At 67.7% G+C, this 22,462-nt stretch carries 18 protein-coding genes, 2 tRNA genes, 4 pseudogenes and 1 riboswitch; of the genes and pseudogenes, 9 read left to right on the top strand and 15 right to left on the bottom strand.

Features of this window, described 5'->3' with window-relative positions; translation table 11 throughout:
- Positions 1-26 precede the first annotated feature (26 nt).
- The 4 genes and pseudogenes from H9L12_RS02410 to H9L12_RS14045 all read left to right on the top strand — a co-directional run bounded on the left by H9L12_RS02410 (position 27) and on the right by H9L12_RS14045 (position 3,953).
- A pseudogene (locus H9L12_RS02410) lies at positions 27-1,231 on the top strand (hydrolase).
- Complete coding sequence (locus tag H9L12_RS02405) at positions 1,228-2,256, top strand: arginine N-succinyltransferase (RefSeq protein WP_187542467.1); 1,029 nt, start codon at positions 1,228-1,230, stop codon at positions 2,254-2,256. Before H9L12_RS02410 ends, H9L12_RS02405 begins: the two are co-directional and overlap by 4 nt.
- Positions 2,253-3,509 carry an N-succinylarginine dihydrolase gene (locus H9L12_RS02400; RefSeq protein ID WP_187542466.1) on the top strand — a complete coding sequence of 419 codons (1,257 nt, stop codon included), beginning with the start codon at positions 2,253-2,255 and terminating at the stop codon, positions 3,507-3,509. Before H9L12_RS02405 ends, H9L12_RS02400 begins: the two co-directional genes overlap by 4 nt.
- A gap of 84 nt (positions 3,510-3,593) precedes the next feature.
- Complete coding sequence (locus tag H9L12_RS14045) at positions 3,594-3,953, top strand: hypothetical protein (protein WP_343060454.1); 360 nt, start codon at positions 3,594-3,596, stop codon at positions 3,951-3,953.
- Here the strand turns inward: H9L12_RS14045 and H9L12_RS02390 are convergent.
- A complete protein-coding gene (locus H9L12_RS02390) occupies positions 3,880-4,224 on the bottom strand; it encodes a hypothetical protein (protein ID WP_187542465.1) in 345 nt (114 codons plus the stop codon). The genes H9L12_RS14045 and H9L12_RS02390 overlap by 74 nt on opposite strands.
- 273 nt (positions 4,225-4,497) lie before the next feature.
- Between H9L12_RS02390 and H9L12_RS02385 the strand changes: the two genes are divergently transcribed.
- On the top strand, positions 4,498-4,680 hold the full coding sequence (locus H9L12_RS02385; RefSeq protein WP_187542464.1) for a hypothetical protein: 183 nt from the start codon (positions 4,498-4,500) through the stop codon (positions 4,678-4,680).
- A 275-nt stretch (positions 4,681-4,955) separates the two neighbouring features.
- Here the strand turns inward: H9L12_RS02385 and H9L12_RS02380 are convergent, their stop codons facing one another.
- The gene (locus H9L12_RS02380; protein WP_187542463.1) at positions 4,956-5,801 is read right to left on the bottom strand and encodes a zinc metalloprotease HtpX; all 846 of its coding nucleotides are present in this window, start codon (positions 5,799-5,801) and stop codon (positions 4,956-4,958) included.
- 343 nt (positions 5,802-6,144) lie between these two features.
- Positions 6,145-6,221 (bottom strand) — tRNA-Arg (locus tag H9L12_RS02375).
- 103 nt (positions 6,222-6,324) lie between these two features.
- On the opposite strand from H9L12_RS02375, the gene H9L12_RS02370 reads away from it, so the two are divergent.
- The gene (locus H9L12_RS02370) at positions 6,325-6,834 is read left to right on the top strand and encodes a hypothetical protein (protein ID WP_187542462.1); all 510 of its coding nucleotides are present in this window, start codon (positions 6,325-6,327) and stop codon (positions 6,832-6,834) included.
- Here the strand turns inward: H9L12_RS02370 and H9L12_RS02365 are convergent.
- From H9L12_RS02365 to metX, 4 genes and pseudogenes are all read right to left on the bottom strand, one after another.
- Entirely contained in the window at positions 6,831-7,397 is a 567-nt protein-coding gene (locus H9L12_RS02365) for a GNAT family N-acetyltransferase (RefSeq protein ID WP_187542461.1), read from the bottom strand. The genes H9L12_RS02370 and H9L12_RS02365 overlap by 4 nt on opposite strands.
- Positions 7,390-8,400, bottom strand: a complete 1,011-nt coding sequence (gene hemB / locus H9L12_RS02360) for a porphobilinogen synthase (protein WP_187542460.1) — start codon at positions 8,398-8,400, stop codon at positions 7,390-7,392. The genes H9L12_RS02365 and hemB overlap by 8 nt, the downstream gene beginning before the upstream one ends.
- Before the next feature lie 39 nt (positions 8,401-8,439).
- Positions 8,440-9,623: pseudogene (metB, locus tag H9L12_RS02355) on the bottom strand (cystathionine gamma-synthase).
- 3 nt (positions 9,624-9,626) lie between these two features.
- Complete coding sequence (metX, locus tag H9L12_RS02350) at positions 9,627-10,607, bottom strand: homoserine O-succinyltransferase MetX (protein ID WP_246450675.1); 981 nt, start codon at positions 10,605-10,607, stop codon at positions 9,627-9,629.
- Between the two features lie 86 nt (positions 10,608-10,693).
- Positions 10,694-10,815, bottom strand: a riboswitch (SAM riboswitch).
- Between the two features lie 85 nt (positions 10,816-10,900).
- Between metX and H9L12_RS02345 the strand changes: the two are divergent.
- A pseudogene (locus tag H9L12_RS02345) lies at positions 10,901-11,787 on the top strand (diacylglycerol/lipid kinase family protein).
- Here the strand turns inward: H9L12_RS02345 and H9L12_RS02340 are convergent.
- The 5 genes and pseudogenes from H9L12_RS02340 to H9L12_RS02320 all read right to left on the bottom strand — a co-directional run bounded on the left by H9L12_RS02340 (position 11,784) and on the right by H9L12_RS02320 (position 19,028).
- Positions 11,784-14,407 (bottom strand): annotated as a pseudogene (locus H9L12_RS02340) (valine--tRNA ligase). The pseudogenes H9L12_RS02345 and H9L12_RS02340 overlap by 4 nt on opposite strands.
- A gap of 38 nt (positions 14,408-14,445) precedes the next feature.
- Positions 14,446-16,512 (bottom strand): S9 family peptidase, encoded by a 2,067-nt coding sequence (locus H9L12_RS02335; protein ID WP_187542458.1) that lies wholly within the window; start codon positions 16,510-16,512, stop codon positions 14,446-14,448.
- Between the two features lie 40 nt (positions 16,513-16,552).
- Positions 16,553-16,969: a DUF2497 domain-containing protein gene (locus H9L12_RS02330; protein ID WP_223177142.1), complete on the bottom strand. Its 417-nt coding sequence runs from the start codon at positions 16,967-16,969 to the stop codon at positions 16,553-16,555.
- A 38-nt stretch (positions 16,970-17,007) separates the two neighbouring features.
- On the bottom strand, positions 17,008-18,450 hold the full coding sequence (locus tag H9L12_RS02325; protein ID WP_246450512.1) for a TolC family outer membrane protein: 1,443 nt from the start codon (positions 18,448-18,450) through the stop codon (positions 17,008-17,010).
- An 11-nt stretch (positions 18,451-18,461) separates the two neighbouring features.
- Positions 18,462-19,028 carry a protein-L-isoaspartate O-methyltransferase family protein gene (locus H9L12_RS02320; protein WP_187542455.1) on the bottom strand — a complete coding sequence of 189 codons (567 nt, stop codon included), beginning with the start codon at positions 19,026-19,028 and terminating at the stop codon, positions 18,462-18,464.
- 168 nt (positions 19,029-19,196) lie between these two features.
- Here H9L12_RS02320 and H9L12_RS02315 point away from each other — a divergent pair.
- Positions 19,197-19,270: transfer RNA gene (locus H9L12_RS02315), tRNA-Cys, on the top strand.
- Positions 19,271-19,272: 2 nt separating this feature from the next.
- On the opposite strand, the gene eda is transcribed toward H9L12_RS02315, so the two are convergent.
- Entirely contained in the window at positions 19,273-19,887 is a 615-nt protein-coding gene (eda, locus tag H9L12_RS02310) for a bifunctional 4-hydroxy-2-oxoglutarate aldolase/2-dehydro-3-deoxy-phosphogluconate aldolase (RefSeq protein ID WP_187542454.1), read from the bottom strand.
- Between the two features lie 3 nt (positions 19,888-19,890).
- Positions 19,891-20,871, bottom strand: a complete 981-nt coding sequence (locus H9L12_RS02305; RefSeq protein WP_187542453.1) for a glucokinase — start codon at positions 20,869-20,871, stop codon at positions 19,891-19,893.
- Positions 20,872-21,061: 190 nt separating this feature from the next.
- Between H9L12_RS02305 and H9L12_RS02300 the strand changes: the two genes are divergently transcribed.
- The gene (locus H9L12_RS02300; RefSeq protein ID WP_187542452.1) at positions 21,062-21,547 is read left to right on the top strand and encodes an EF-hand domain-containing protein; all 486 of its coding nucleotides are present in this window, start codon (positions 21,062-21,064) and stop codon (positions 21,545-21,547) included.
- Positions 21,548-21,549: 2 nt separating this feature from the next.
- Here H9L12_RS02300 and H9L12_RS02295 read toward each other — a convergent pair whose 3' ends face one another.
- Positions 21,550-22,425: an alpha/beta fold hydrolase gene (locus H9L12_RS02295; protein WP_187542451.1), complete on the bottom strand. Its 876-nt coding sequence runs from the start codon at positions 22,423-22,425 to the stop codon at positions 21,550-21,552.
- Positions 22,426-22,462: the final 37 nt, after the last annotated feature.

Genomic DNA, 22,462 nt, shown 5'->3' with positions numbered 1-22,462 from the left:
GCCCGTGCCGCGCTAGGCAGCGCGCCATGGAGGGGCTGACCAATATCGAACGGGCTTGTGTCGAGCGCGCGGCCGCGGAGCAGATGCTGGACCGCGTCGAGGCATGGGCGGCGGTCAACAGCGGCTCGCGCAACCTTGGCGGGCTGGCCGAGGTCGGCGGGATGCTGGCCGATGCCTTCGCCAACCTTCCCGGCGAGGTTCGTTTCGTCGATCCGGCGCCGGTCGAGGCGGTCGACGAGAACGGCCAGCGGTTCGAACTGGCGCATGGCCGCAACCTCCACGTCCGGGTCCGCCCCGACGCGCCCCTGCAATTGCTGTTCACGGGCCACATGGACACGGTGTTTGCCGCCGACCACCCGTTCCAGGATCTGACCTGGTTGGACGAGCGAACGCTGGGCGGCCCCGGCGTTGCCGACATGAAAGGCGGAATCGCCGTCATGCTCGCCGCGCTGACCGCGGTCGAGGCGGCTGGCCAGCACCAGCTCGGCTACGAAATCGTGATCAACAGCGACGAGGAAGTCGGTTCGCTCGGCTCCGCGGCGCTGATCGCCGAGGCCGCGCGCGGCAAGCGCGCCGCGCTGACCTATGAGCCATCGGCCCTGCCAGACGGCACGCTGGCCGGCGCGCGTCCCGGCAGCGGCAATTTCAGCTTCACCATTCGCGGCCGGTCGGCCCATGCCGGGCGCAATCCGGAGGACGGCCGGAACGCGCTGGTCGCGGCCGCGGACCTCGCCCTGCGTCTGGACAAGGCCAAGGGACCGCGCCTGTCGGTCAATGCCGCGCGGATCGATGGCGGCAGCCCCAACAATGTCGTTCCCGACCTAGCCATCCTGCGCGTCAACATGCGGCCCGCGACCCTGGACGATCAGGCGCGGGCGCAAAGCCTGATCGAGGGGGCGGTGGCGCTGGTCGCGTCGGAACATGACGTGGCGATCGACGTCCACGGCCACTTCGCCCGCCCGCCCAAACCGATGACGCCCGAACTCGAGGCGCTGTTCGGCGTCGTCAAGCGGGCCGGCACCGACCTTGGCCAGCCCATTGCCTGGCAGCCGTCGGGCGGGGTGTGCGACGGCAACAACATCGCCGCCTGCGGCGTCCCGTGATCGACACGATGGGGGTGCGCGGCGGCAAGATTCATTCGATGGAGGAATATCTGATCGCCGAGAGCCTGGCCGAACGATCCGCCCTGTCCGCGCTGACGATCCTGCGACTGGCGGGAGGCGCCGCGTGACCCACCTGATCCGCGCCGCGACGACCGACGACCTCACCGCGCTCTATGACCTCAGCAAGCTGACCGGCGGCGGGTTCACCAACCTGCCGGCCGACAAGGGCACGCTGGAACGCAAGCTGGCCAAGAGCGCCGAGGGCTTCGCGCGGGAAGGCCAGAACCAGGGCGACGACCTGTACGTGTTCGTGCTGGAAGACACCCGCACCGGCGCGATCCGCGGCACCTGCCAGGTGTTCGGCGAGGTGGGCGCCGACCGCCCTTTCTACAGCTATCGCTTGTCCACGCTGACCCAGAAGAGCGAGGAACTGGGCCGCATCTTCCGCAACCAGACGCTCAGCCTGTGCACCGACCTTGAAGGGTCGAGCGAGGTCGGCGGCCTCTTCCTTCACCCGCACGAGCGCGCCGGCGGGCTTGGCATGCTGCTGGCGCGATCGCGCTACCTGTTCATCAAGCAGCACCGGCCGCGGTTCGGGAACCGGGTCCTTGCCGAGCTTCGCGGGGTGATGGACCAGGCCGGCCACTCGCCCTTCTGGGACGCGCTGGCCGGGCGCTTCTTCGGCATGACCTTCCCCGAAGCCGACGAATTCAACGCCGTTCACGGCACCCAGTTCATCGCCGACCTGATGCCCAACGCGCCGGTCTATGTGAACATGCTGCCCGAAAGCGCCCGGGCGGTGATCGGCCAGCCGCACCCGACCGGGCGCGCGGCGCTCAAGATGCTCGAAAATGAGGGTTTCGTCTGGGACTGCTACATCGACATTTTCGATGGCGGCCCGACGGTCACCGCCGCAACCGACCAGATCAAGACGATCCGCACCGCCGATTGGCTGCGCGTCGCGGGACCGATCGAGGGCAATCCCGAGAAGGCTGAAACACGAATGCTGGCGACCGGCATGCTCGACAATTTCCTGTGCTGCTACGGCCAGGTGACGATGACCGGCGGCGGCGAACTGCTGATCGACCAGGAAGCGTTCGACCGGCTGAAGCTGGAAAGCGGCGACCGCGTCCTGTCGGTGCCGCGCGGATGATCCGGGAAATCAACTTCGACGGGCTTGTCGGGCCGAGCCACAATTACACGGGCCTGAGCTTCGGCAACCTCGCCTCCGCCCGCAATGCCGGCGAGGTGTCACAGCCGCGCGCCGCCGCGCTGCAGGGTCTCGACAAGATGCGGGCCAACCTGGCGCTGGGCCTGGTCCAGGGCCTGTTCGTCCCGCCGCCGCGCCCGGCGCGCGGCTGGCTGTCGGCGCTGGGAACGACCATCGAGGATGCGGACCGGGTCCTTGCCGCCAATGCGATGAGCGCGTCGGCGATGTGGGCGGCCAATGCGGCCACGGTCAGCCCCGCGCCCGACACCGCCGACGGCCGCTGCCACCTGACCGTCGCCAACCTGAAATCGATGCCGCATCGCAGTCACGAATGGCCGGCGACGCTGGCGCAGCTCAGCACCATTTTCGCGAGCGATGCCTTCGCGGTCCACGGCCCCGTCCCGCCCGCGTTCGGCGACGAGGGCGCGGCCAACCACATGCGCCTGACGCCGTCACACGATGCGCCGGGGGTCGAGGTGTTCGTCTACGGCGTGTCCGGCGGTCCCTTCCCTGCCCGCCAGCATGTCGAGGCGTCGCGCGCGGTCGCTCGGCTCCACGGGCTCGACCCGGCCCGCACCATCTTCGCCGCGCAGAGCGAGGAAGCGATTGCCGCCGGCGCCTTCCACAACGACGTCGTCGCGGTCGCCAACGGCCCCGTGCTGTTCGCGCACGAACGCGCCTTCGCCGACGTCGGCGCGCTGGTCGACGAATTGTCGACCAAGGTTCCGGGGTTCGAGCTGGTCGAGGTCGCCGACGCCGAGGTCCCGCTGGCCGATGCGATCAAGAGCTATTTGTTCAACGCCCAGCTGGTGACTCCGCCCGATGGCGCGATGACGCTGGTGGCGCCGACCGAGTGCAGCGACACGCCGAGCGTCAAGGCGTGGATCGACCGCCACCTCGCCTCCAACGGTGCCATCCGCCGGGTCGAGTTCGTCGACGTGCGCCAGTCGATGGCCAATGGCGGCGGCCCGGCGTGCCTGCGGCTCCGCGTCGCCTGCGATCCCGCCGATGTCGATCCGCGTTTCCTGGTCGACGATGCCAAGCTCGACCGGCTGGCGGATGTCATCGGGTCGCACTGGCCGGTGGCGATCGAGGTCGCCGACCTTCAGAAAGCGTCCCTCATCGCCGACATCGAGCGTGCCCGCGCGGCTTTGCTCGACGCCCTGTCCCTGCCCGAGCTGGTCAACGCCCGGTAAAAATGTCGGGTTAATTGACAGTAAACGATCAGTCTTAACGACGAATTGGCGGAACTCCGCCATTGGCATAACGTTTGCTTTACCATGAGCATGCGTAGCCGCGTCGCCAGACTGTTCACCGTCAAGACGCGGTTCGAGGCTTTTCTCGTCATCTACGCGATTGCCGTCGGCGCGGCCGAGCGCGGCCTTCACTACATGAACATGCTGCCCGGCTGGCCCGGAATGGTGTTCGCGGTGCTGTGCACCGGCGTGGTGTTTATCGCCGGCGCCAAGATCCTCGATGCGGTGCGGGCCGAACAGGCGCTGGAAGCGGCGACGGCGAAGCGACTGGCCGCACGTTCAATGCCGGCGCGGCCACGCCGGCGTGCGTTCAATCATACTCGACCCAGGTCGCGCCCGCTGCGTTACGCTGCAGGGTCACGTTCGTCACCTCGCAGAGATTGACGCCTCGCCAGATCGCCTCGCCGTCGCCGGCGAGCGTCGCGCGAATGTCGAACGCACAATCCTCGTCGGCGAAGGCAACCTTGCTGCGCGCACCCAGCGACAGCGCGTTGCCGACCGGCTGCCACGCCTGCGTGCCCGTTCGGCGGATCGACAACGAGGTGATGCCGCTTCCCGACTGGTTGACCAGAGTGAAGCCGTTGGCGCCGGCAATGGCGGCGGTGGGCGTCGTCACCAGCAGTGCCAGCGCGGTCAGGATCGATGCGACTTTCATGACACCTGAAATAATGGCCTGATCGTGCTTTTCAAAGGGTTAAGCAGTGATCCTACAAGACCGGAAAGGTTTGGCGTTCAACGGACGTAAAATAATCGGATTGTCGGCAAGGCGTTTTGTCGCTGCGTTGAACCGATTCGCTCCCGTATCGGTCTTTTGGCACATTTCCCCTGTGAATTCAGCGTCGTGGGGGCGCCGAGCGCTTTAACGTTCGATTTACCAGTCCACAGGCATTGTTGCGATGCCGACAAGGCTGTGGGGGAGTGCGACAGGATGGAATCGAACCAGCGCTTTTATCTTCGCCGGGCGGCGGAAGAACGCACCGCCGCGATGCGCTCCATGACTCCGCAGGCCCGTGAATGGCACAAGAAGCTCGCCGAAGACTTCGCCGAGCGCGCCTTGGCAGCGGCCGGTTCGACCATCGCCAATTCCGTCCCGGTCGCGCTGAGCGCCTGAGCGCTCCCCAAGACCCGCGAACGGCACGACGGCCCGGCCATCGCCAGGGCCGTTTTTCGTTGTGGAATCGGGAAAATGGCGCGCCCGGAACGATTCGAACGGCTGCCCTTGGATTCGCAGAATACTGAGGGGGCTCGGGCAAGGCGGATCGTAATGCCACCGATCTTCCACTTACCCCGACCACCAATCCTAGCGGGCAGTGAGGGGGCCTGCAGCCCACCCTCACTGCTGAACTGATCAACGATGGTCCACGTCAGGCGGCGTCGACAAACAGCTCATCCTTCCACCGGCCCATGGGGAAGCGAATCCAGGTTGGCGATACGGCGTGCCATGCTTGGATGGGTGGAGAACCACTCGCCCCACGAAGAGCCGCCGGCAATCTTGAATGCAGCGTAGCCGAGCTGCGCGCGCGGAATGATCGCAGTATCTCGATCGATGGATTTCAGTGCCGCGATCATTGAACCGCTTCCGCACAGTCGTGCAGCCAACGCATCTGCACGCAGCTCTCGCCGCCTTGAGAAGGCTTTTACGAGCAGACTCCCAAGAAAGGTCAGCACTAGCGCAAGCGCCGCCTTGAGGAGCCAAAGCAGGCCATCGAGCATCACTCCATACTTGTCGGAGCTATCGACGAAGAAGCGCATGAAGCTGATCGGTACCACGATCGCGATGATGATCGAGTTGATTGCGCCTTGCAGCAGCACCATGGCCAGCATGTCACGGTTGGCGATGTGGGCAATCTCGTGAGCGGCAACAGCGCGGATTTCCTCGGCTGGCAGCTCTTCGAGCAATCGATCTGTGAAGGCGACCAAAGATCCCTTTTGGTTGGTCCCCGTGGCAAAGGCATTCAGGTCAGGGCTGGCGTAGACGCCAACGGCCGGAACGTGTTCAAGGCCTGCTCGACCCGCAAGATCGGTTATCATGTCGAGCAATTCACGCTCAGCACCGGAACGTGGATTCATCGGCTCGATCAGCTTGATGCCATGCGCCCGGATTGCGAGTGCCTTCGCGAAAAGAAGGGACAGAAACGCGCCACCGATGCCGATGACGGGTGCAAACAGCCCGACAGCGCCGACCCATATGATCCCGATCAGAAGCGTCGCGTTGACGGCGACGAACCACATCCAGAAGAAATCCGGTTCCCAAGATCTCGCGTACCCACCCCGTTCATCTCCATTCCCCGTTACCCGGCCAACATTGAGCCGGGGCCGCGCTTAGGCCGGGATCGTTAATCAAGTGCGCAGGCTCATCCCAAAATTTTGCCGCTGCTCCTCTTTGTGAAAGCCCGCCGCTCACGGAGCGTAAGGACCCGGAGAGACGCCCTCGCCTTGGCTGGCGTTGCGGCGAGAGTTCTGATGGGACTGGTCGGGCTGGGAAGGTGCCGCGACGAGCGGAGGACGTGCATATGCCGCTCGGGGAACGGGCGACCGCCAGCAACCGGCACCGGACGTGGGTCAATCAAGAAAATGGCGCGCCCGGAACGATTCGAACGTCCGACCCTCAGATTCGTAGTCTGATGCTCTATCCAGCTGAGCTACGGGCGCGTGCCGGGGAGGCCAATAGGGGGATGGTTCGAGGGGCGCAACCCCCGCGGGGGATTTTCCTGCCTGATTGCCCTCGCCGCGCGGGCCGCATAGGACGGGCGCAATGATGCTTCGCGCGCTCCCGATCCTCGCAGCCCTCGCCCTCGCGGTCGCCGCGTGCACCGGCGGGCCCGACCCCAGCGTCCGGCTGGCCCCGCGCGCGGCCGAGGCGATCGACCCCCGCCTGCCGATCCCGTCCGAGGAGAAGGCCGGTCCGGTGTCGCCGGCACTGGCGGCGACGCTGGCACGGCTGGTGGCGGACGCCGAGGCGGGCCGGTCGGGCTTCGACGCGCAGGCAGCCATCGCGCGCAACGCCGCCAACGCCGCCGGTGCGCCGCAGAGCGAAAGCTGGATCGTGGCGCAGCAGGCGCTGTCTGCACTGGTCAAGTCGCGTGCGCCGGTCACCAGGGCGATGGGCGACGTCGACGCGGTCGGCGCGCAGGCGCTGGCGCAACGGGGCGGCCTTCCCGCCGGCGACCGGATCGCCATCGAGCAGGCGGCGGCACGGGTCAGCGCGATCGACGAGGCGCAGGCCGCGGTGATCAGCGAGCTGACGGCGCGCCTCGGCGGCTAGGCGAGCGCCACCGCGCGTGCCGCCGGCCAGTCGGCGGCGGTCATCCGCCACTGCTTGACGATGTCGTCGGGGAATCGCGGATCGACGAAATCGAGCGCAGGGTCGTAGGTCATGCCCAGCCGCTCCATTAGCCCCCAGCTCGATCCGTTGGCGTCGAACGTCAGTGCGACCGCGCTCGGTTCGGCGAAGCGGCCGAAGGCAAGGTCGAGCGTGGCGATGGCCGCTTCCTTGGCGATCCCCTGCCCCCACGCGCTTTCGCGAAGGCGCCAGCCGATTTCGCACTCGCCGGGATTGGGGGCGCCGTCGTAATTGACCCGCTTCAGGCCGCAAAAGCCCTGCAGTTCGCCATCGCCTAGCCGTTCGACGATCCAGAAGGTGAAGCCGAAATCGCGCTGGTACCCGCGCAGCCGCTCGTAGGCCGCGTGCCACTGGTCGGGGGTCTGCACGCCGCCGAGGTGCCGCATTACCGCCGGCGTATTCATCACCGCGTAGAAGCTGGCCTCGTCGGCGTTGTCCCATTCGCGCAGCCGAAGCCGCCCGGTTTCGACGATCGTGCTAGCCATGGAGGAGGCGCGCCGCGTCGAGCGCGTGGTAGGTCAAAACGCCCGTCGCGCCTGCCCGCTTGAAGCTCATCAGCGTTTCGAGGATCAGCGCGTCACGCTCCCCGGCGCCGGCGGCGACCGCGGCTTCGATCATCGCATACTCGCCCGACACCTGGTAGGCGAAGGTCGGGACCCCGAACGCATCCTTCACCCGGGCAACGACGTCGAGGTAGGGCAGGCCGGGCTTCACCATCACCATGTCCGCGCCTTCGGCCAGGTCGAGCGCGACTTCGCGCAGCGCCTCGCCGCCGTTGGCCGGGTCCATCTGGTACCCCCGCTTGTCGCCTTTCAGCAGGCCGCGCGAGCCGACAGCGTCGCGGAACGGGCCATAGAAGGCGGAGGCGTATTTGGCGGCGTAGGCCATGATCGCGACGTTGCGATGGCCGCCCGCTTCCAGCGCCTCGCGGATCGCACCGACACGCCCGTCCATCATGTCCGACGGGGCGACGATGTCGGCCCCCGCCTCGGCCTGGACCAGCGCCTGGCCGGTCAGGATCTCGGTGGTTTCGTCATTGAGGACATAGCCCGCCGCGTCGACCAGCCCGTCATGGCCATGAGCGGTATAAGGGTCGAGCGCGACGTCGGTCAGTACTCCGATGTCCGGCACCGCGTCCTTGATGGCGCGGATGGCGCGACAGACGAGGTTGTCGCGGTTGAGCGCTTCCTCGGCACGCTCGCTGCGCAAAGCGGGCGGCGTGTTGGGGAACAGGGCGAGGCACGGGATACCCAGCGAGTGCGCTTCGCGGGCGCGGTCCGCAAGCCGGTCGACCGACCAGCGCGACACGCCGGGAAGGCTGGCAACCGGCTCCTCCGCGCCCTTGCCGTCGGCGATGAAGAGCGGCCAGATGAGGTCGCTGGGATGCAGCCGGTGTTCCGCCAGCATCTCGCGGATCCAGGGGCTGGAGCGGCCGCGCCGCATGCGCGTTGCAGGAAAAGACTGGGCCGGGAAGGAAGCTTGGGACATGGCGCGCCTGTTAGCGCCCCCTGCCCCACCGCGCCAGCGTCAGGCGGCGGACCGGTTCGGCGTGGCCAGCGCCGCCCGGTCAAGCCCGGCGATCAGGTCGGCGGTGAGGTCGTCGGCATGTTCGATGCCGACCGACAGGCGGAGCAGGCCCGGACCGATCCCAGCCTTGCGCCGCGCCTCCTCGTCCATCGCGGCGTGGGTCATCGTCGCCGGGTGCGCGACCAGGCTTTCGACCCCGCCCAGGGATTCCGCGAGGCTGAAAAAGCGCAGTCCGTCGAGGAAGGCGCGGACGCCCGCCTCGCCGTTGGCCAACTCGAACGAGATCATCGCCCCGAAGCCGTCCTGCTGCTTCCTCGCGATCTGATGGCCGGGATGGCCGACGCAGCCGGGAAATGCAGCCGCGACACGGCGCGGTGGGCCGATAGCAGCTCCGCGATGGCCATAGCATTTTCCTGGTGGATGCGGAGTCGCGCGTCGAGCGTGCGCAGGCCGCGAAGCGTCAGGAAGCTGTCGAACGGCGACCCGGTCAGCCCAAGGCAATTGCCCCACCACGCCAGCGTTTCCAGCAGCGCGGCATCCCTGGCGATGGCGGCGCCGCCGACGATGTCGCTGTGGCCGTTCAGATATTTGGTGGTCGAATGAACGACGATGTCGGCGCCATGCTCGATCGGCCGCTGCAACGCCGGCGACAGGAAGGTGTTGTCAGCGACGACGATCGCGCCGACCGACTTGGCCAGGTCGGCGGTGGCAGCAAGGTCGGTTATGCGGAGCAGCGGGTTCGACGGTGTTTCGATCCAGACGATGGTTGGCTTTTCCGCGATCGCGGCGGCCAGCGCGTCCTCGTCGGTGAAATCGACCGTGTCGAGAATGTAAGCGCCACGATTGGCGAGCGCCTGGAACAGCCGCCAGCTGCCGCCGTAGCAGTCGTGCGGGACGAGCAGTCGGTCGCCCGGCTTGAGCAGCGCCTGGAGGACAAGTCCGACCGCGGCCATTCCGCTCGACGTCACGACCGATCCCGCGCCGCCCTCCAGCTCGGCGAGGGCGTTGCCGAGCAGGTCGCGGGTCGGGTTGCCGCTGCGGCTGTAGTCGTAGGGCCGCTTGGCGCCCAAACCTTCGAAGGTGAAATTGGTCGACAGGACGACCGGCGGAACGACCGCACCGAATTGCGTATCGGTGTCGATCCCGGCGCGGACCGCGGTGGTGGACAGGCGCTTGCGGGTCATTCGTTAGGCCCCCATTGATGTGAGGAAGGTGTCGAGGATCGCGGCGATGGCGGCGTCTTCCTTGAGGAAGGCGTCGTGGCCGAAGCGCGAGGCGATGGTCACCAGCCTCCCGAGCGGCGCGCCGGTCGCGGCGCGGGCGATATCGGCGATCGGCACCAGCGCGTCGCTTTCGACCGCGACGAAGGTGGCCGGCACGGCGATGTTGCCGGGCTCTATGCAGTGAAGGTCAATCGATTCCGACAGGCGGCGGTAGGCGGCGGCGCTCATCCGTCGGCAATGCCGGTCGCCCTGATGGTCGAGATAGGGTTCGGCCGAGACCTTGGCGCGACCGGTGCCGACGCGCGGCGCGTCGCGGAAACGGCCCTCGAACTCGGCCGCCGACCGGTAGGTAAGGATGGCGAACTTGCGCGCCAGCGCGACGCCCGCCGCCGGATCGCCGAACCGCTCGCCAAGCTCGATCGCCTGCCGTTGCAACGCGCGCTGGGCGCTGGAGAAGGGATGGGCGCGGTGCGCGGCGCTGATCGCCAGCAGGCCGCCGACGCGGTGCGGGGCGATCACTGCAAGCTGCATCCCGACCATCGCGCCGTAGCTCGCACCAACGAAGCCGGCGGCATGAGCGATCCCGAGGTAATCCATGACGGCGAGCATCGCGCGGGCCTGGTCGCGAGTGTCGACCGGCCGGTCGAGCGTTCCGTCGGCGGCAAGGAAGTCGATCGCCAGCAGGCGATGGCCGGCGAAGGATCCCGCCTGGCACTGCCACCACCCGTCCGAGGGGTCGAGGCGGTTGGCGAGGACATGGCGGCCGGCGGAAATGCCGCCGGCGGCAAGCAGCACCGGAGCACGCGCGGGGCCAACGACCTCGGCGCGAATGGCGACTTCGGCCTCTCCGCCATGATGGAGCGGCAAATGCATTTCGACCGTGAACCGTCCGGCATCGGGCAATGACCCGTCGTCCGTCGCGGTTCGTGTCAGTGTCTTCAGCATCGCGTTCACCCGGCCTCTTCACGTCCAAGGAGGCTTGCGGGGCGACGGACAGCGCGGGCGGCGATTTCCCGCGCGGGAACCTGCCCAGACCATCTGCCGGTGGACACTCAGGTCCCCGCAGGACTTGGCACCTTTGAAAGCAGTTTGGCGCTGCTCCCCGGTTGCCCCGGCGTCTTCGGGCCTGTCCCTCAGCCGGTCTCGATGGATGCCCCGAAATTGCCCGAACGGGACAAAGAGTCAATTGCTGCGATTGCGAAACGGAGATTTCGCACCGGCCATGCATTGTGCTGCCGATGTCGAAGCCGCTTCCCCGCCAGGCGATCCTGATCGTCAATGCCATGAGCCGGCGCGGCGCGGCCGCGTTCGAAGACGCGCGTTCCAAGCTGGTCGCGGCGGGAGTCGAGCTGATCGATGCCATCGCGGTCGACCAGCCGGACCAGATGGACAAGATCGTCGTCGACGCCATCGATCGCGCGCCAATGGTCATCGTCGGCGGTGGCGACGGTTCGCTGTCGTCCAATGTCGATCATTTCGTCGGCAAGGACACGGTGTTCGCCATCCTGCCGCTGGGCACCGCCAACAGCTTTGCCAAGACGCTGGGCATGGACACCGACCTCGATGCGGCGGTCGACGTGATCGCGCACGGCCGGCGCAAGCGGATCGACCTTGGCGTCATCGACGGGGACTATTTCGTCAATGCCGCCGCGCTCGGCCTTTCGCCGCTGATCGCCGACACGGTGCCGCACAAGCTCAAGAAATATCTCGGGATGGTCGGATACCTGATCTGGGCGGCGCGGGTCGCCTTCCTGTTCCGGCCGTTCCGGCTGCGCATCACCCTTGACGACGGCACGATGGTCAAGACCTGGGCGACCGAGGCGCGGATCGCCAACGGGACGCACCACGGCGGGTCGAGCTGGTCGAGGACCAGTCGCTCGACAGCGGCGACATCGTCATCCAGGCGGTCACCGGCAAAAGCCTGTGGGGCCTCGCCTGGAGCTGGTTCTCGACCCTATTCAAGCTCCGCCACCGCGCCCAGACGACCACCGAATGGCGGGGCCAGAAGCTTCGGCTGGAGGCGCGCCCGCGCCAGAAGATCAGCATCGACGGCGAAATCGCGGCGCGCACACCGGTGACGGTCGAAGTGGCCGACGCGGCGATCGACGTCGCCGCGCCCGCTTAACCGAGCCTCGCCAGCGCCGCCGACAGCCGCTCCGCCTCGGCGGCGCGGGCGTCATGATCCTCGCGCGCCTTGACGACCGCCTCCGGCTTCGCCCGCTCCGCGAACGCCGGGTTGCCGAGCCGGGCGGCGAGGCTGTCACGGTCCTTCTCCGCCGCCGCGATCGCCTTGGCGAGACGCGACTTCTCGGCGTCGAGATCGATCACGCCCTCCAGCGGCAGTGCATAGGTCGCGCCGTCGACAACCACCTGCGCCGCACCGCTGCCGGCGAACGACGACAGCTGGATCGATTCCAGCCGCGCCATGCGGAGCAGCGTCGCGAATTGCGAATCCAGCCGTGCCGCGGTGACCGCGTCGGCGTCGCCCGCGAACAGGTTGAGCTTGGCCGAGGGCGGGACGTTGAGCTCGGTCCGGGCTGAGCGAAGTTCGCCGATCAGGCGCGTGACCCAGTCGAGCTCGGCCTTCGCTTGCGGGTCGCCCTGCGCATCCGGCTGCGGCCATTTCGCGACGATCAGGTCGTAGGGCCGGTCCCCATCGCGTGCCACAGTTCCTCGGTGACGAACGGCATCAGCGGGTGGAGCATGACCAGGATCTGGTCGAACACCCACGCCGCGACGGCGCGGGTTTCGTCGTCGAAGCTGCCCTTCACCAGTTCCACATACCAGTCGCAGAAGGTGCCCCAAGTGAAATGGTAGATGGCGTCGGCCATGCCGTCGAAGCGAAGTTCGGCGATGGCGGCGTTCATCGCGTCGAGCGTCGCGACCACCTCGCCGATGATCCAGCGGTTAACCGGGCGGGTCGCGTCCGGCGCCTTGATCGAGGCGCTGGCGCCGACGCCATTGCCAGCCAAGAAGCGTGCGGCGTTCCACAGCTTGGTGGCGAAGTTGCGGTAGCCCTCGACCCGCTTTTCATCGAGCTTGATGTCGCGGCCCTGGCTTTCCATCGCCGCCAGCGTGAACCGCAGCGCGTCGGCGCCAAAGCGGTCGATCAGGCCGAGCGGGTCGACGGTGTTGCCCTTGGATTTCGACATTTTGGCACCGGTCGCATCGCGCACCAGCCCATGAAGGTAGAGCGTCTTCCACGGCGCCTCGCCCATGAACTCAAAGCCCTGCATCGCCATCCGCGCGTCCCAGAAGAACAGGATGTCGAAGCCGGAAATTAGCACGTCGTTGGGGTAATGGCGCTTGAGGTCGTGCGTCTGTTCCGGCCAGCCGAGAGTCGCGAACGGCCACAGCGCGCTACTGAACCAGGTGTCGAGCACGTCCTCGTCCTGGCGAAGCGAGACGCCGTCACCGGCCTCGGCTTGCGCCTGCTCAAATGTTTCCGCCACGAAAACATTGCCGTCCGCATCGAACCACGCCGGGATGCGGTGGCCCCACCACAGCTGGCGCGACACGCACCAAGGCTGGATGTTCTCCAGCCAGTTGTACCAGGTCTTCTTCCAGGTTTCGGGCACTACCGCGATCTCGCCGGAGCGAACCGCCTCCAGTGGCTTCACCGCCAGCTTGGCCGCGTCGACATACCATTGGTCGGTGAGCCACGGTTCGATCACCACGCCGCTGCGGTCGCCGAACGGCGTCGCGATCTGGCGGTCCTCGACCTTGACCAGCGCGCCCTCGGCTTCGAGCAGCGCCACCACAGCCTTGCGCGCCTCGAACCGTTCCAGCCCGATCAGGTCGGCGGGGATCAGCCCGTCGGCGGTCTGGCAGACATGGGCGTCGGCGCTCAGCATGTTGAGCATCTCGGCCGGCTTGAACCCGGCCCGCTTGCCGACCTCATAGTCGTTGAAGTCGTGTCCCGGCGTGATCTTGACCGCGCCCGAGCCCAGTTCGGGATCGGCGTGTTCGTCGGTGATGACCGGGATCAGGCGGCCGGTGATCGGCTGCTTCAGCTTCTTGCCGACAATGTTCGCATAGCGCTCGTCATCCGGGTGCACCGCGACCGCCATGTCGGCGAGCATTGTTTCGGGGCGCGTGGTCGCGACCTCCACGAACCCGCTGCCGTCCTCGATGGGATAGCGCAGCGTCCAGAACTTGCCCGGCGTGTCCTTGGTCTCGACCTCAAGGTCGCTGATCGCGGTCTGGAAACGCGGGTCCCAGTTGACGAGCCGCTTGTCGCGATAGAGCAGGCCGCGCCGGTAAAGCTCGACGAACACCTTGGTGACCGCGGCGGAGAAGCCGGGGTCCATTGTGAAGCGCTCATTGGCCCAGTCGCACGAGGCGCCGAGGCGTCGCAGCTGCTTGGTGATCTGGCCGCCGCTTTCGGCCTTCCATTGCCACACCCGCTCGACGAAGGCCTCACGGCCGAGGTCGGTGCGCTTGACCTGCTCGGAATCCAGCTGGCGCTCGACCACCATCTGGGTGGCGATACCGGCGTGGTCCATGCCGACGACCCACAGGCTGTCCTTGCCCTGCATCCGCGCGATGCGGACCAGCACGTCCTGCAGCGTGTTGTCCAGCGCGTGACCGATATGCAGAGAGCCGGTGACGTTCGGCGGCGGCATGACGATGGTGAACGGCTCGGCGTCCGGGCGTTCGGGCCGGAACAGCCCTTCGCCTTCCCAATGGGCATACCATTTGGCCTCGATCGGGCCGGGTTCGAACGTCTTGGCAAGCTCGGTCATTTTGCGCGCCTAAAGCATAAGCACGCCGCACTGCAACATCAGCGGGCGATGGCAGAGACCTCGCCCCTGCCCGTCCACCGGTTCATCCACGCGAAGACATTGTCGTACCACTGGATCGAGTTCTTGGGCTTCAGCACCCAGTGATTTTCGTCCGGGAACACGACCAGCTTCGACGGGATGCCCCGCCGCTGCAGCGCGGTGAAGGCGGCGATGCCCTGCGTGTAAGGGATCCGGAAATCCTTCTCGCCGGTGATGACCAGCATCGGCGTGCGCCAGTTGGCAACGTAATTGACCGGGTTCCAGCGCTCGAACGCCTTGGGGTCCTCGTAATAGGTCTTCCCGCCATGTTCCCACTCGTCGAACCACAGTTCTTCGGTTTCGTAGGCCATGGCGCGGGCGTCGAACACGCCGTCGTGCTGGACGAGGCACTTGAACCGGTCGGGCCACTGCCCCGCGATCCAGTTCATCATGTAGCCGCCATAGCTGGCGCCAAGCGCGCAGGCATTGTTGGCTTCCAGTTGAGGGTCGTTGGCGGTGGCGAAGGCCAGGCCCCGCTTCAGGTCTTCCAACGGCTTGCCGCCCCAGTCGTTGCGGATCGCATCAGTGAAGGCCTGGCCGTAGCCGGTCGAGCCGTGGAAATCGACGCTGACCACGGCGTAGCCGGGCGCCGCGAACAGCCGCGGGTTCCAGCGGTAGGACCAGCCGTTGCCGAAGCTGCCCTGCGGCCCGCCATGGACGACGAAGGCGATCGGCAGCGTGCGGTTCATCACCGGCTTGACCTTCATGCCCCACACGGTGTCGCCGTTGGCGCCCTTGAAGCTGAATTTCTCGAACGTCACCGGGTCGAGTTGCGACAGGATGGCGCGGTTGACGTCGGTCAGGCGCACCACCCGTCCGCGGGCATCGACCCGGAACAGGTCGTCGGGCGCCATCACGCTGTTCTGGGTGAAGATGGCGCCGCCGTCGGCGGTCGGATTGACGTTGCCGGCGTGACCGTTGCCGGTCAGGCGCGTCACCCGCCCACTGGCCGCGTCGACGCGGAAGATCGGCTCTTCCATGACGTCCTGCGCGGTGACGAGCAGCGAGCGGCCGTCCTTGGCCCAGGCGATCGAGCCGACCGACCGGTCCCAATTAGCGGTGACGGCGCGAACCCGGCCGGTGGCGAGGTCGCGAAGCTTGAGCACCTGGCGGTCCGCCTCGTAGCCGGCGCGGGCCATCGAGAAATAGGCCAGCGTCCGGCCATCGGGTGACAGCGTCGGAAGATTGTCGGTGCCGTCGTTGTCGGCGGTCAGGTTGACCGGCGGCGCGGAGCCGTCGGCGGGCGCTGCGAAAATGTCGAGGTTGGTGGAGGTCGGCTCGATCCGTCCCGCCTCCCGCAGCGCGAAATAGACGGTGCGGCCGTCCTTCGACAGCGCGATTTCCTCGCCGCCGCCGAACGGCTTCGACGGCGTGTCGCCGACCAGCGAGCCGGTAACGCGGACGCCGCCGCCGGTCAGCTTTCCGCCGACCACCGGATAGCTGAAGATTCGCGAGCGGACGCCCGGCTCCGCCCACGTATCCCAGTGGCGCACGAACAGCTGGTCATATTCGCGGCCCGACCCTTCCGGCTTGGCGGCGAAGGTCGTCGCGGCGCAGGCGATGTCGGGACAATCGCGGGTGTCGGCCCAGACGATCACCCGGCTGCCGTTGTCGGCGACCTTGAAGCCGGAGATGTCGGCGCCGAAGTCGCTCAGGACGGTGGGCTTGCCGCCGATCGCCATGCGGTGAAGCTGGTCGCGGTCCTTGACCGGCGCCAGGAACCACACCGAGCCGTCCGCACCGAATACCGCGTCGTGCGCACCCGCCGGAAGGCCTGTCAGCGGCTTCGGCTTCGCCCCGGCGGCGCGCAGGTCGAGGATGTGGACCGGGTTGTTGCGCTTGTTCTTCGCAAGGTCGGTCGTCGACAGGGTGAACAGCGCATAGCGTCCGTCGGGTGAGATGCTCGGCGCGCCGAGGCGATGCATCATGTGCATGTCGGTCGCGGTCATCGGGCGAGCGAGCGCGGGGGTGGCGGTGAAGAGGGCGGCGGCCGCGACGGTGGCGGCGAAAGCGAGACGCTGGATCATGGGCGATGGCTAGCAAGCCGCCGCGTCGTTCGCCAGTGGCTTAGACCTGGCGCCCCGTGATGCGGTGGATTTCGCGCTTCACATGTTCATCGACGATTCGCGGCAAATGATCGTCGAGCCAGTCCTTGAGGATCGGGCGAAGCATCTCGCGCACAACTTCCTCCAGGGGGTTGGCGGCCGGCGCGGGCGGCGGCGCCTTTGCGGCGGCATCGGCCAGCGCGGCGAAGCTCGACCGGCTGGAATCGACCACCGTGGCTTCGACCAGCGGCGGGCCGGTATCGATCAGCTCTTCCGCCGAGGCGATCTCCGGCGCGGTCATGCTGGCGTCGAGTTCCAGCACGTCCTCGTCCTCCGGCAGGACCTCCCCGTCGATCGCCGGTGACGGCGGCGGGGCAGAGGCGCGAATTTCCTTTTCTTCGGCGATCACCCGTTTGATCGACGCCAGAATGTCTTCCATCGATGGTTCGCGGGCCGAGGACATGGACGTCCTTTTACCTAACGCGTTGCGGGAGTCACGCTCTGAGGTTCTTCGGCCGGAACGACGGTGCGCGTGGCAACCGGCGTGTGCCTGGGATCGCCGGCCCAGTCGGACCAATCGCCCGCGACCTGACGGTAATTGCCGAGCGGATCGTAGAGCGGCCCGCCGTCGAGCCCGAGGTCGTCGGCCTCGGCCTGGCCCATAGCGTTGAGCAGCTGGAACCCGGCGACGTACGCATCGCGGCGGGCGGTCACCAGCGCGACCTGCGCGTTGAGCAATTCCTGCTCGGCGTTGAGGACGTCGAGGATGGTGCGGGTGCCGACGCTGTTTTCGGCGCGGGCGCCTTCCAGTGCGAGCTCGTTGGCCTTCACCGCGACTTCGTTGGCGCTGATTGCGCCGCGGGCCGCCTGGTAGAGGGCGAACGCCGAACGGGTCGAGGACACCACCGCGCGCTCGGTGCCGATGACCTGCTCCAGCGCCTGGCCCTCGAACGCCTGCGCCTGGCGGATCCGCGCCGAGGGCAGGCCGCCTTGGTAGAGCGGGATCCGGCCCTGCACGCCGATCGCGGTCGCCGTGCCCGAACGCTGCAGCCCGTTGGTGTCGCCGGTCAGCTGGTTGGTATAGTCGCCGCTCGCCACGCCCGACACGGTCGGAAGGCGGCTGGCACGGGTCGCGCGGACATCGAGCCCGGCGGCCGACGCTTGGCGGGTGACGGCGATGAGGTCGGGGTTGTTGGCCAGCGCGATGCGCACCGCCTCGTCGGCGGTCGCCGGAAGCGGCGGCAGCGGCGGCGGCGGGGCCAGCACGCCCGGGGCCTTGCCGATCACGCGGCGGTAGTTTTCCTCGCTGGAGGTCAGCCGGCCACGCGCGGTGGCAAGGTTGGCGCGGCCCAGTGACAGGCGCGATTCCGACTGGGCGACGTCGGTCCGGGTGAGGTCGCCGATTTCGAACCGGTCGCGGGTCGCCTCCAGGTTGGTCGACAGGACCTTCACCTGGTTGTCGTTGAGCTCGACGATCGCGCGGTCGCGAATCACGTCCATGTAGGCGGCGGTCGCCTCGGTGAAGACGTCGCCTTCGACCGCGCGAAGCGTGGCCCGGCCGGCCTCGACCCGGGTCTTGGCCGCGGCGACCGAATTGCGGACCGCGCCGCCGCTGAAGATCGGCAGGCTGAGGTCGACGCCGCCCGACAGGCTGATGTTCTTGTCGTTACCCTGGGTCTGGGCGATGACGCCGCTGCGCGTCAGGTTGCGGTTGAGGCCGACCACGCCGGTGACCTGCGGCCGCCCGGCGGCACGGGCGATGGCGACGTTGGCGTCGGTCGCCTTCAACGCTTCCCGTTGCGCGGTCAGGGTCGGATTCGACGCATAGGCGCGGTTAAGCGCTTCACGCAGCGTGTCGGCCGAGGCCGCGGTCGACAACAAGGACAGCGCCAGCGCGGCGCCAAGCTTCCGCTTCGTCACAGCAAATCCCATCAAAAAGTGAACGCCCGCGGGCGCTGGTAGGCGGCAAGCGGCGCAACGTCCGCATCGGCGAATGTCCGGAACGCAAGCGCGCCCCCGGCAACGGTGGCAATGGCGAGGCGCGCGACCCCGCGATCGAGCAGTGCGGTGCCAAGGCGGCCATGCGGCGCCAGCGCGCCCGCAAAAGCGGCCGGCAATTCCTCGATGGCTCCGTCGACGAGGATCAGGTCATAGCTGCCCGACGGCGATGCTCCGGCGTCGATCGAATCCGCCGAACAGCCGATCGCCTCGAGCAGCGCGGCGGCATAGCCACCGGCCCCGGCGACGACGAGCGCGCGCTCGCCCGGCTTCGGGTCGAGCGCGTCGAGCAGGCGACCGATCGCGGCCGGCGGCATCATCGCGCGGCCATCTCCCAGCGGGATGGAACGGTCGAAGTAGGCGAAAGCGCGCGCCGATTCCGGCACATGGTCCTCGCGCGGAACCCCGGCCATGGCCGCGAGGACCGCCGTGTTGGTCACGCCTTGTGGCCGCAGCTGGCTGTCGATCATCGCCCGCCGTGCGACTTGAAAATCGGTCATCGAAACTCGTCCCTTGCCGGACTGTTATATGGCAGTAATACAGTGAGGCTTCAAGGCGTCTTTATCCGCTGCGGTGCGGCAGGGGAAGCACCAGCGTCCGCCGTTGGTCGAAACACAACATTGACAAGCCCCGCCCGCCTCGCCCAAGGCGGCGCCTCCACGCCTCGGGGCCCGATGGCGGAGTGGTTACGCAGAGGACTGCAAATCCTTGCACGCCGGTTCGATTCCGGCTCGGGCCTCCACCCTATCGGCGAAGCGCGGCGGCGGCGCGGGCGGTTGCCTCGACCGCCGCAGGGTCGAGCGGGCCCTTCGGGACGATCCAGGTTCCACCCACGCACAGCACCGGGTCGGCGGCGAGCCACTCCGGCGCGTTCGCGGGCGTGATTCCGCCGGTCGGGCAGAAGCGCACATCGCCGAACGGACCGGCGAGCGACTTCAGCGCCGGGAGGCCGCCGGACGTCATCGCCGGGAAGAATTTGAAGTGGCCGAGCCCGAGCTCCAGCCCGCGCATGATGTCGCCGGCGTTGGCGACGCCGGGCAGGAACGGCACGCCGCTTTCGATCGCCGCCCGGCCCAGCCGCTCAGTCAGCCCCGGCGAAACGATGAATTCCGACCCCGCGTCGAGCGCGGCCTTGAGCGTTTCCTCGCCGGTCACGGTGCCCGCGCCGACGATGGCGCCGTCGACGTTCTTCATCGCCCGGATCGCGTCGAGCGCGCAGGGCGTGCGCAGGGTCACTTCCAGCACCCGGAGGCCGCCGGCGACCAGCGCGCGCGCCATCGGCTCCGCGTCCTCCAGCCGGTCGATGACCAGCACAGGGATGACCGGCGCGGTGCGCATGATGGTTTCGACCGGCCGCATGGATCAGTCTCCCGGATGGCGCTGGGCGAAGGCGGCGGCGGCGCCGTATAGCCCGGGTTGGGGATGGACGAGCAGCTTGACCGGCATCCGGTTCATCATCCGTTCGAACCGGCCCTTGGCGCGGAAGCGATCGGCGAAGCCCGAGGCCAGCAATGTGTCGCGGATCCGCAGGCCGAGGCCGCCGGCGATCACCACCCCGCTGCCGCCCTGCACCAGCGCGACGTCGCCCGCGACGCTGCCCAGCGAAAGACAGAAGCGCTCGACCGCGGCCACCGCAAGGCTGTCCTCGCGCGCCAGTCCCAGCGTCCACAATTCGCGGTCGGTGCGGGTCGGGACGCTTCGCCCTTCCAGCGCGGCGAGTGCTTCGTAGATGTCGACGATCGCGGGGCCGGCGACCATCCGCTCGCACGATACGCGGCGGTGACGAAGGCGGATCCGCTCCAGGATGGCATCGTCGATGGGGTCGAGCGGCGGGAAGTCGGAGTGCCCGCCTTCGGTCGCCTGGACATGGTAGCCGCCCGGTCCAAGCGCTGCCGAGCGCAGGACATAGGACACGCCGAGGCCGGTGCCCGGGCCGATGATGCTGACCACGCCTTCGACGGGCAGAGACGTCTTCGGCCCGCACAGGCACACGAAATGATCGTCGTCAGCCTGGGCAACGGCATGGCCGACCGCTTCAAAATCATTGACCAGCACCGACCGGTCGAGTCCGAGCGCGCGGTTGACCTGTGACGGTCGGATCACCCACGGGTTGTTGGTAAGCTTGATTTCGTCGCCTTCGATCGCGGCGGCGATGGCGATTGCGGCAGCGGGCGGAAGATCGCCGACCTGGCGGCCGAATTCCTCCCACGCCGTCTGCATGCTGGCGAAGTTGGCGGTCGGCAGGGTGACCGCTTCGCCCAGCGACACGACCCGCCCGGCGTCGATTTCGGCGAGGGCGAATCGCGCGTGCGTGCCCCCAATATCGGCAGCAACAAGTTTCATGCCCGCGCCTTGCCATAGTCGAACCGCGATGGCGAGCAGCGGCGGCTCGAAGCCGTTTTACCGCGCGGATCGGGTCGCCCGACGACGACGCCGTTCATTTCAGCGTCAGTTTGGCTTAGGCTTTAGGGACGGATGAAATTCAACGAACGGCGCGGCCGCCTTGCCGCCCGTTCCTGACAAGGAGCATGACATGACCAAATTCCATTTCGCCGCGATGGGCCTCGCCGCGCTGGTCGCTGCGCCGCTCGCCGCGCAGACCGCGCAGGCGCCGAAGCCGATCACCAAGGCGAATTACCAAAAGGAACTGGATGGCCGCTTCGCCTCCGTCGACGGTAACAAGGACGGTTCGCTGAATCTTGCCGAGCTGAGCGCGGCGGAAACCCGCACCCGCCAGCAGATCGAGGCGCAGCTGCTCGCCCGCCGCAAGGCATCGTTCGAAAAGGCCGACACGAACAAGGACGGCAACCTGAGCTTCGCCGAATTCTCGGCGGCGACGGGTACGCCGAAGCTAAACAGCGACGGCAAGCAGACGCTCTCCAAGCTCGACACCAACAAGGACGGCAAGGTGACGGCGGCCGAGTTCAAGGCGCCGATGCTTACGGTCTTCGCGAAGCTCGACACCAACAAGGACGGCACAGTGTCGGTCGAAGAGCAGAAGAAGGCCGCCGCGCGCTAAGCCTATTCCGGCGCGGTGTGCGATTCGAGCACCCGCGCCAGCAGGCGGTCGAGCGCCGCCAGGCTTTCCGGCTCTTCCAGATTGGGCGTGTGGCCCGTCGCGGGGATGGTGACGATCTCCGCGCCGGGCACCGTCTCACCCATGCGCCGGGCAGTTTCGACCGACAGCAGGTCGCTCAGCTCGCCGCGAAGCACCGTCACCGGCACGCCCGATAGCGCGGCGAGGCCCGGCCACAGGTCGGCCGGTTCCTCGTCCATCGCCCGGCGGAAATTCTCCGCCAGCGCCATATCGTAGTCGAAGCGGACCTCGCCCTTTTCCTCCCGGCACACGCGGCGGGCGAAGCGGTCCCACGCGCCATCCGACCAGTACGGGAATTTGGCGCCGCTGCGCTTGCGGATCGCGGCCGTGGCCGCTGACCAGTCGGGATAGCGGACATCCTTGCCGACATAGGTCGAGATCCATTCCAGCCCCTCGCGGTCAATATCGGGACCGATGTCGTTGATCAGCGCGCCAGCGATCCGCTCGCTGTCGCTCCACGCCATAAGCATCGTCACCAGCCCGCCGAGCGACGTTCCGACGAACACGGCGTCGGCGATTCCGAGCTGGTCGAGCAGCTTGAGCAGGTCCGTGGCGTAGACCGGCGGCGTGTAGTTGCCCGAGTTGGGATCGCGGTCGCTCAAGCCACGTCCGCGAAGGTCGACCGCGATCACCCGCCATTGGCCGGCGACATGGTCGGCAATGGGCTCGAAATCGGCGGCATTGCGGGTCAGGCCCGGGATGCACAGCAAGGGCGGCCGGTCATGGGGACCGGGATAGTCGCGATAATGGAGTCGAAGGCCGTCAGCGCTGTTCCAGTATCTGTCCTGCCAGCGCTTCATTCGCTTCCCCTTGATCGCCCACACCCCTATCGCGGGC

Source organism: Sphingomonas rhizophila, assembly GCF_014396585.1.
In the GTDB taxonomy this organism is placed as follows: Bacteria; Pseudomonadota; Alphaproteobacteria; order Sphingomonadales; family Sphingomonadaceae; genus Sphingomicrobium; species Sphingomicrobium rhizophilum.
Note: the sequence above shows the minus strand (reverse complement) of the source record. Positions and strands in the feature narration are given on the sequence as shown.

Bases quoted from the DNA above. Each gene is read 5' to 3' on its own strand.
- H9L12_RS02400 (WP_187542466.1), top strand. From the start codon at position 2,253: ATGATCCGGGAAATCAACTTCGACGGGCTTGTCGGGCCGAGCCACAAT.
- H9L12_RS14045 (WP_343060454.1), top strand. From the start codon at position 3,594: ATGAGCATGCGTAGCCGCGTCGCCAGACTGTTCACCGTCAAGACGCGG.
- H9L12_RS02390 (WP_187542465.1), bottom strand. From the start codon at position 4,224: ATGAAAGTCGCATCGATCCTGACCGCGCTGGCACTGCTGGTGACGACG.
- H9L12_RS02385 (WP_187542464.1), top strand. From the start codon at position 4,498: ATGGAATCGAACCAGCGCTTTTATCTTCGCCGGGCGGCGGAAGAACGC.
- H9L12_RS02380 (WP_187542463.1), bottom strand. From the start codon at position 5,801: ATGTGGTTCGTCGCCGTCAACGCGACGCTTCTGATCGGGATCATATGG.
- H9L12_RS02370 (WP_187542462.1), top strand. From the start codon at position 6,325: ATGATGCTTCGCGCGCTCCCGATCCTCGCAGCCCTCGCCCTCGCGGTC.
- H9L12_RS02365 (WP_187542461.1), bottom strand. From the start codon at position 7,397: ATGGCTAGCACGATCGTCGAAACCGGGCGGCTTCGGCTGCGCGAATGG.
- hemB (WP_187542460.1), bottom strand. From the start codon at position 8,400: ATGTCCCAAGCTTCCTTCCCGGCCCAGTCTTTTCCTGCAACGCGCATG.
- metX (WP_246450675.1), bottom strand. From the start codon at position 10,607: ATGCTGAAGACACTGACACGAACCGCGACGGACGACGGGTCATTGCCC.
- H9L12_RS02335 (WP_187542458.1), bottom strand. From the start codon at position 16,512: ATGATCCAGCGTCTCGCTTTCGCCGCCACCGTCGCGGCCGCCGCCCTC.
- H9L12_RS02330 (WP_223177142.1), bottom strand. From the start codon at position 16,969: ATGGAAGACATTCTGGCGTCGATCAAACGGGTGATCGCCGAAGAAAAG.
- H9L12_RS02320 (WP_187542455.1), bottom strand. From the start codon at position 19,028: ATGACCGATTTTCAAGTCGCACGGCGGGCGATGATCGACAGCCAGCTG.
- eda (WP_187542454.1), bottom strand. From the start codon at position 19,887: ATGCGGCCGGTCGAAACCATCATGCGCACCGCGCCGGTCATCCCTGTG.
- H9L12_RS02305 (WP_187542453.1), bottom strand. From the start codon at position 20,871: ATGAAACTTGTTGCTGCCGATATTGGGGGCACGCACGCGCGATTCGCC.
- H9L12_RS02300 (WP_187542452.1), top strand. From the start codon at position 21,062: ATGACCAAATTCCATTTCGCCGCGATGGGCCTCGCCGCGCTGGTCGCT.
- H9L12_RS02295 (WP_187542451.1), bottom strand. From the start codon at position 22,425: ATGAAGCGCTGGCAGGACAGATACTGGAACAGCGCTGACGGCCTTCGA.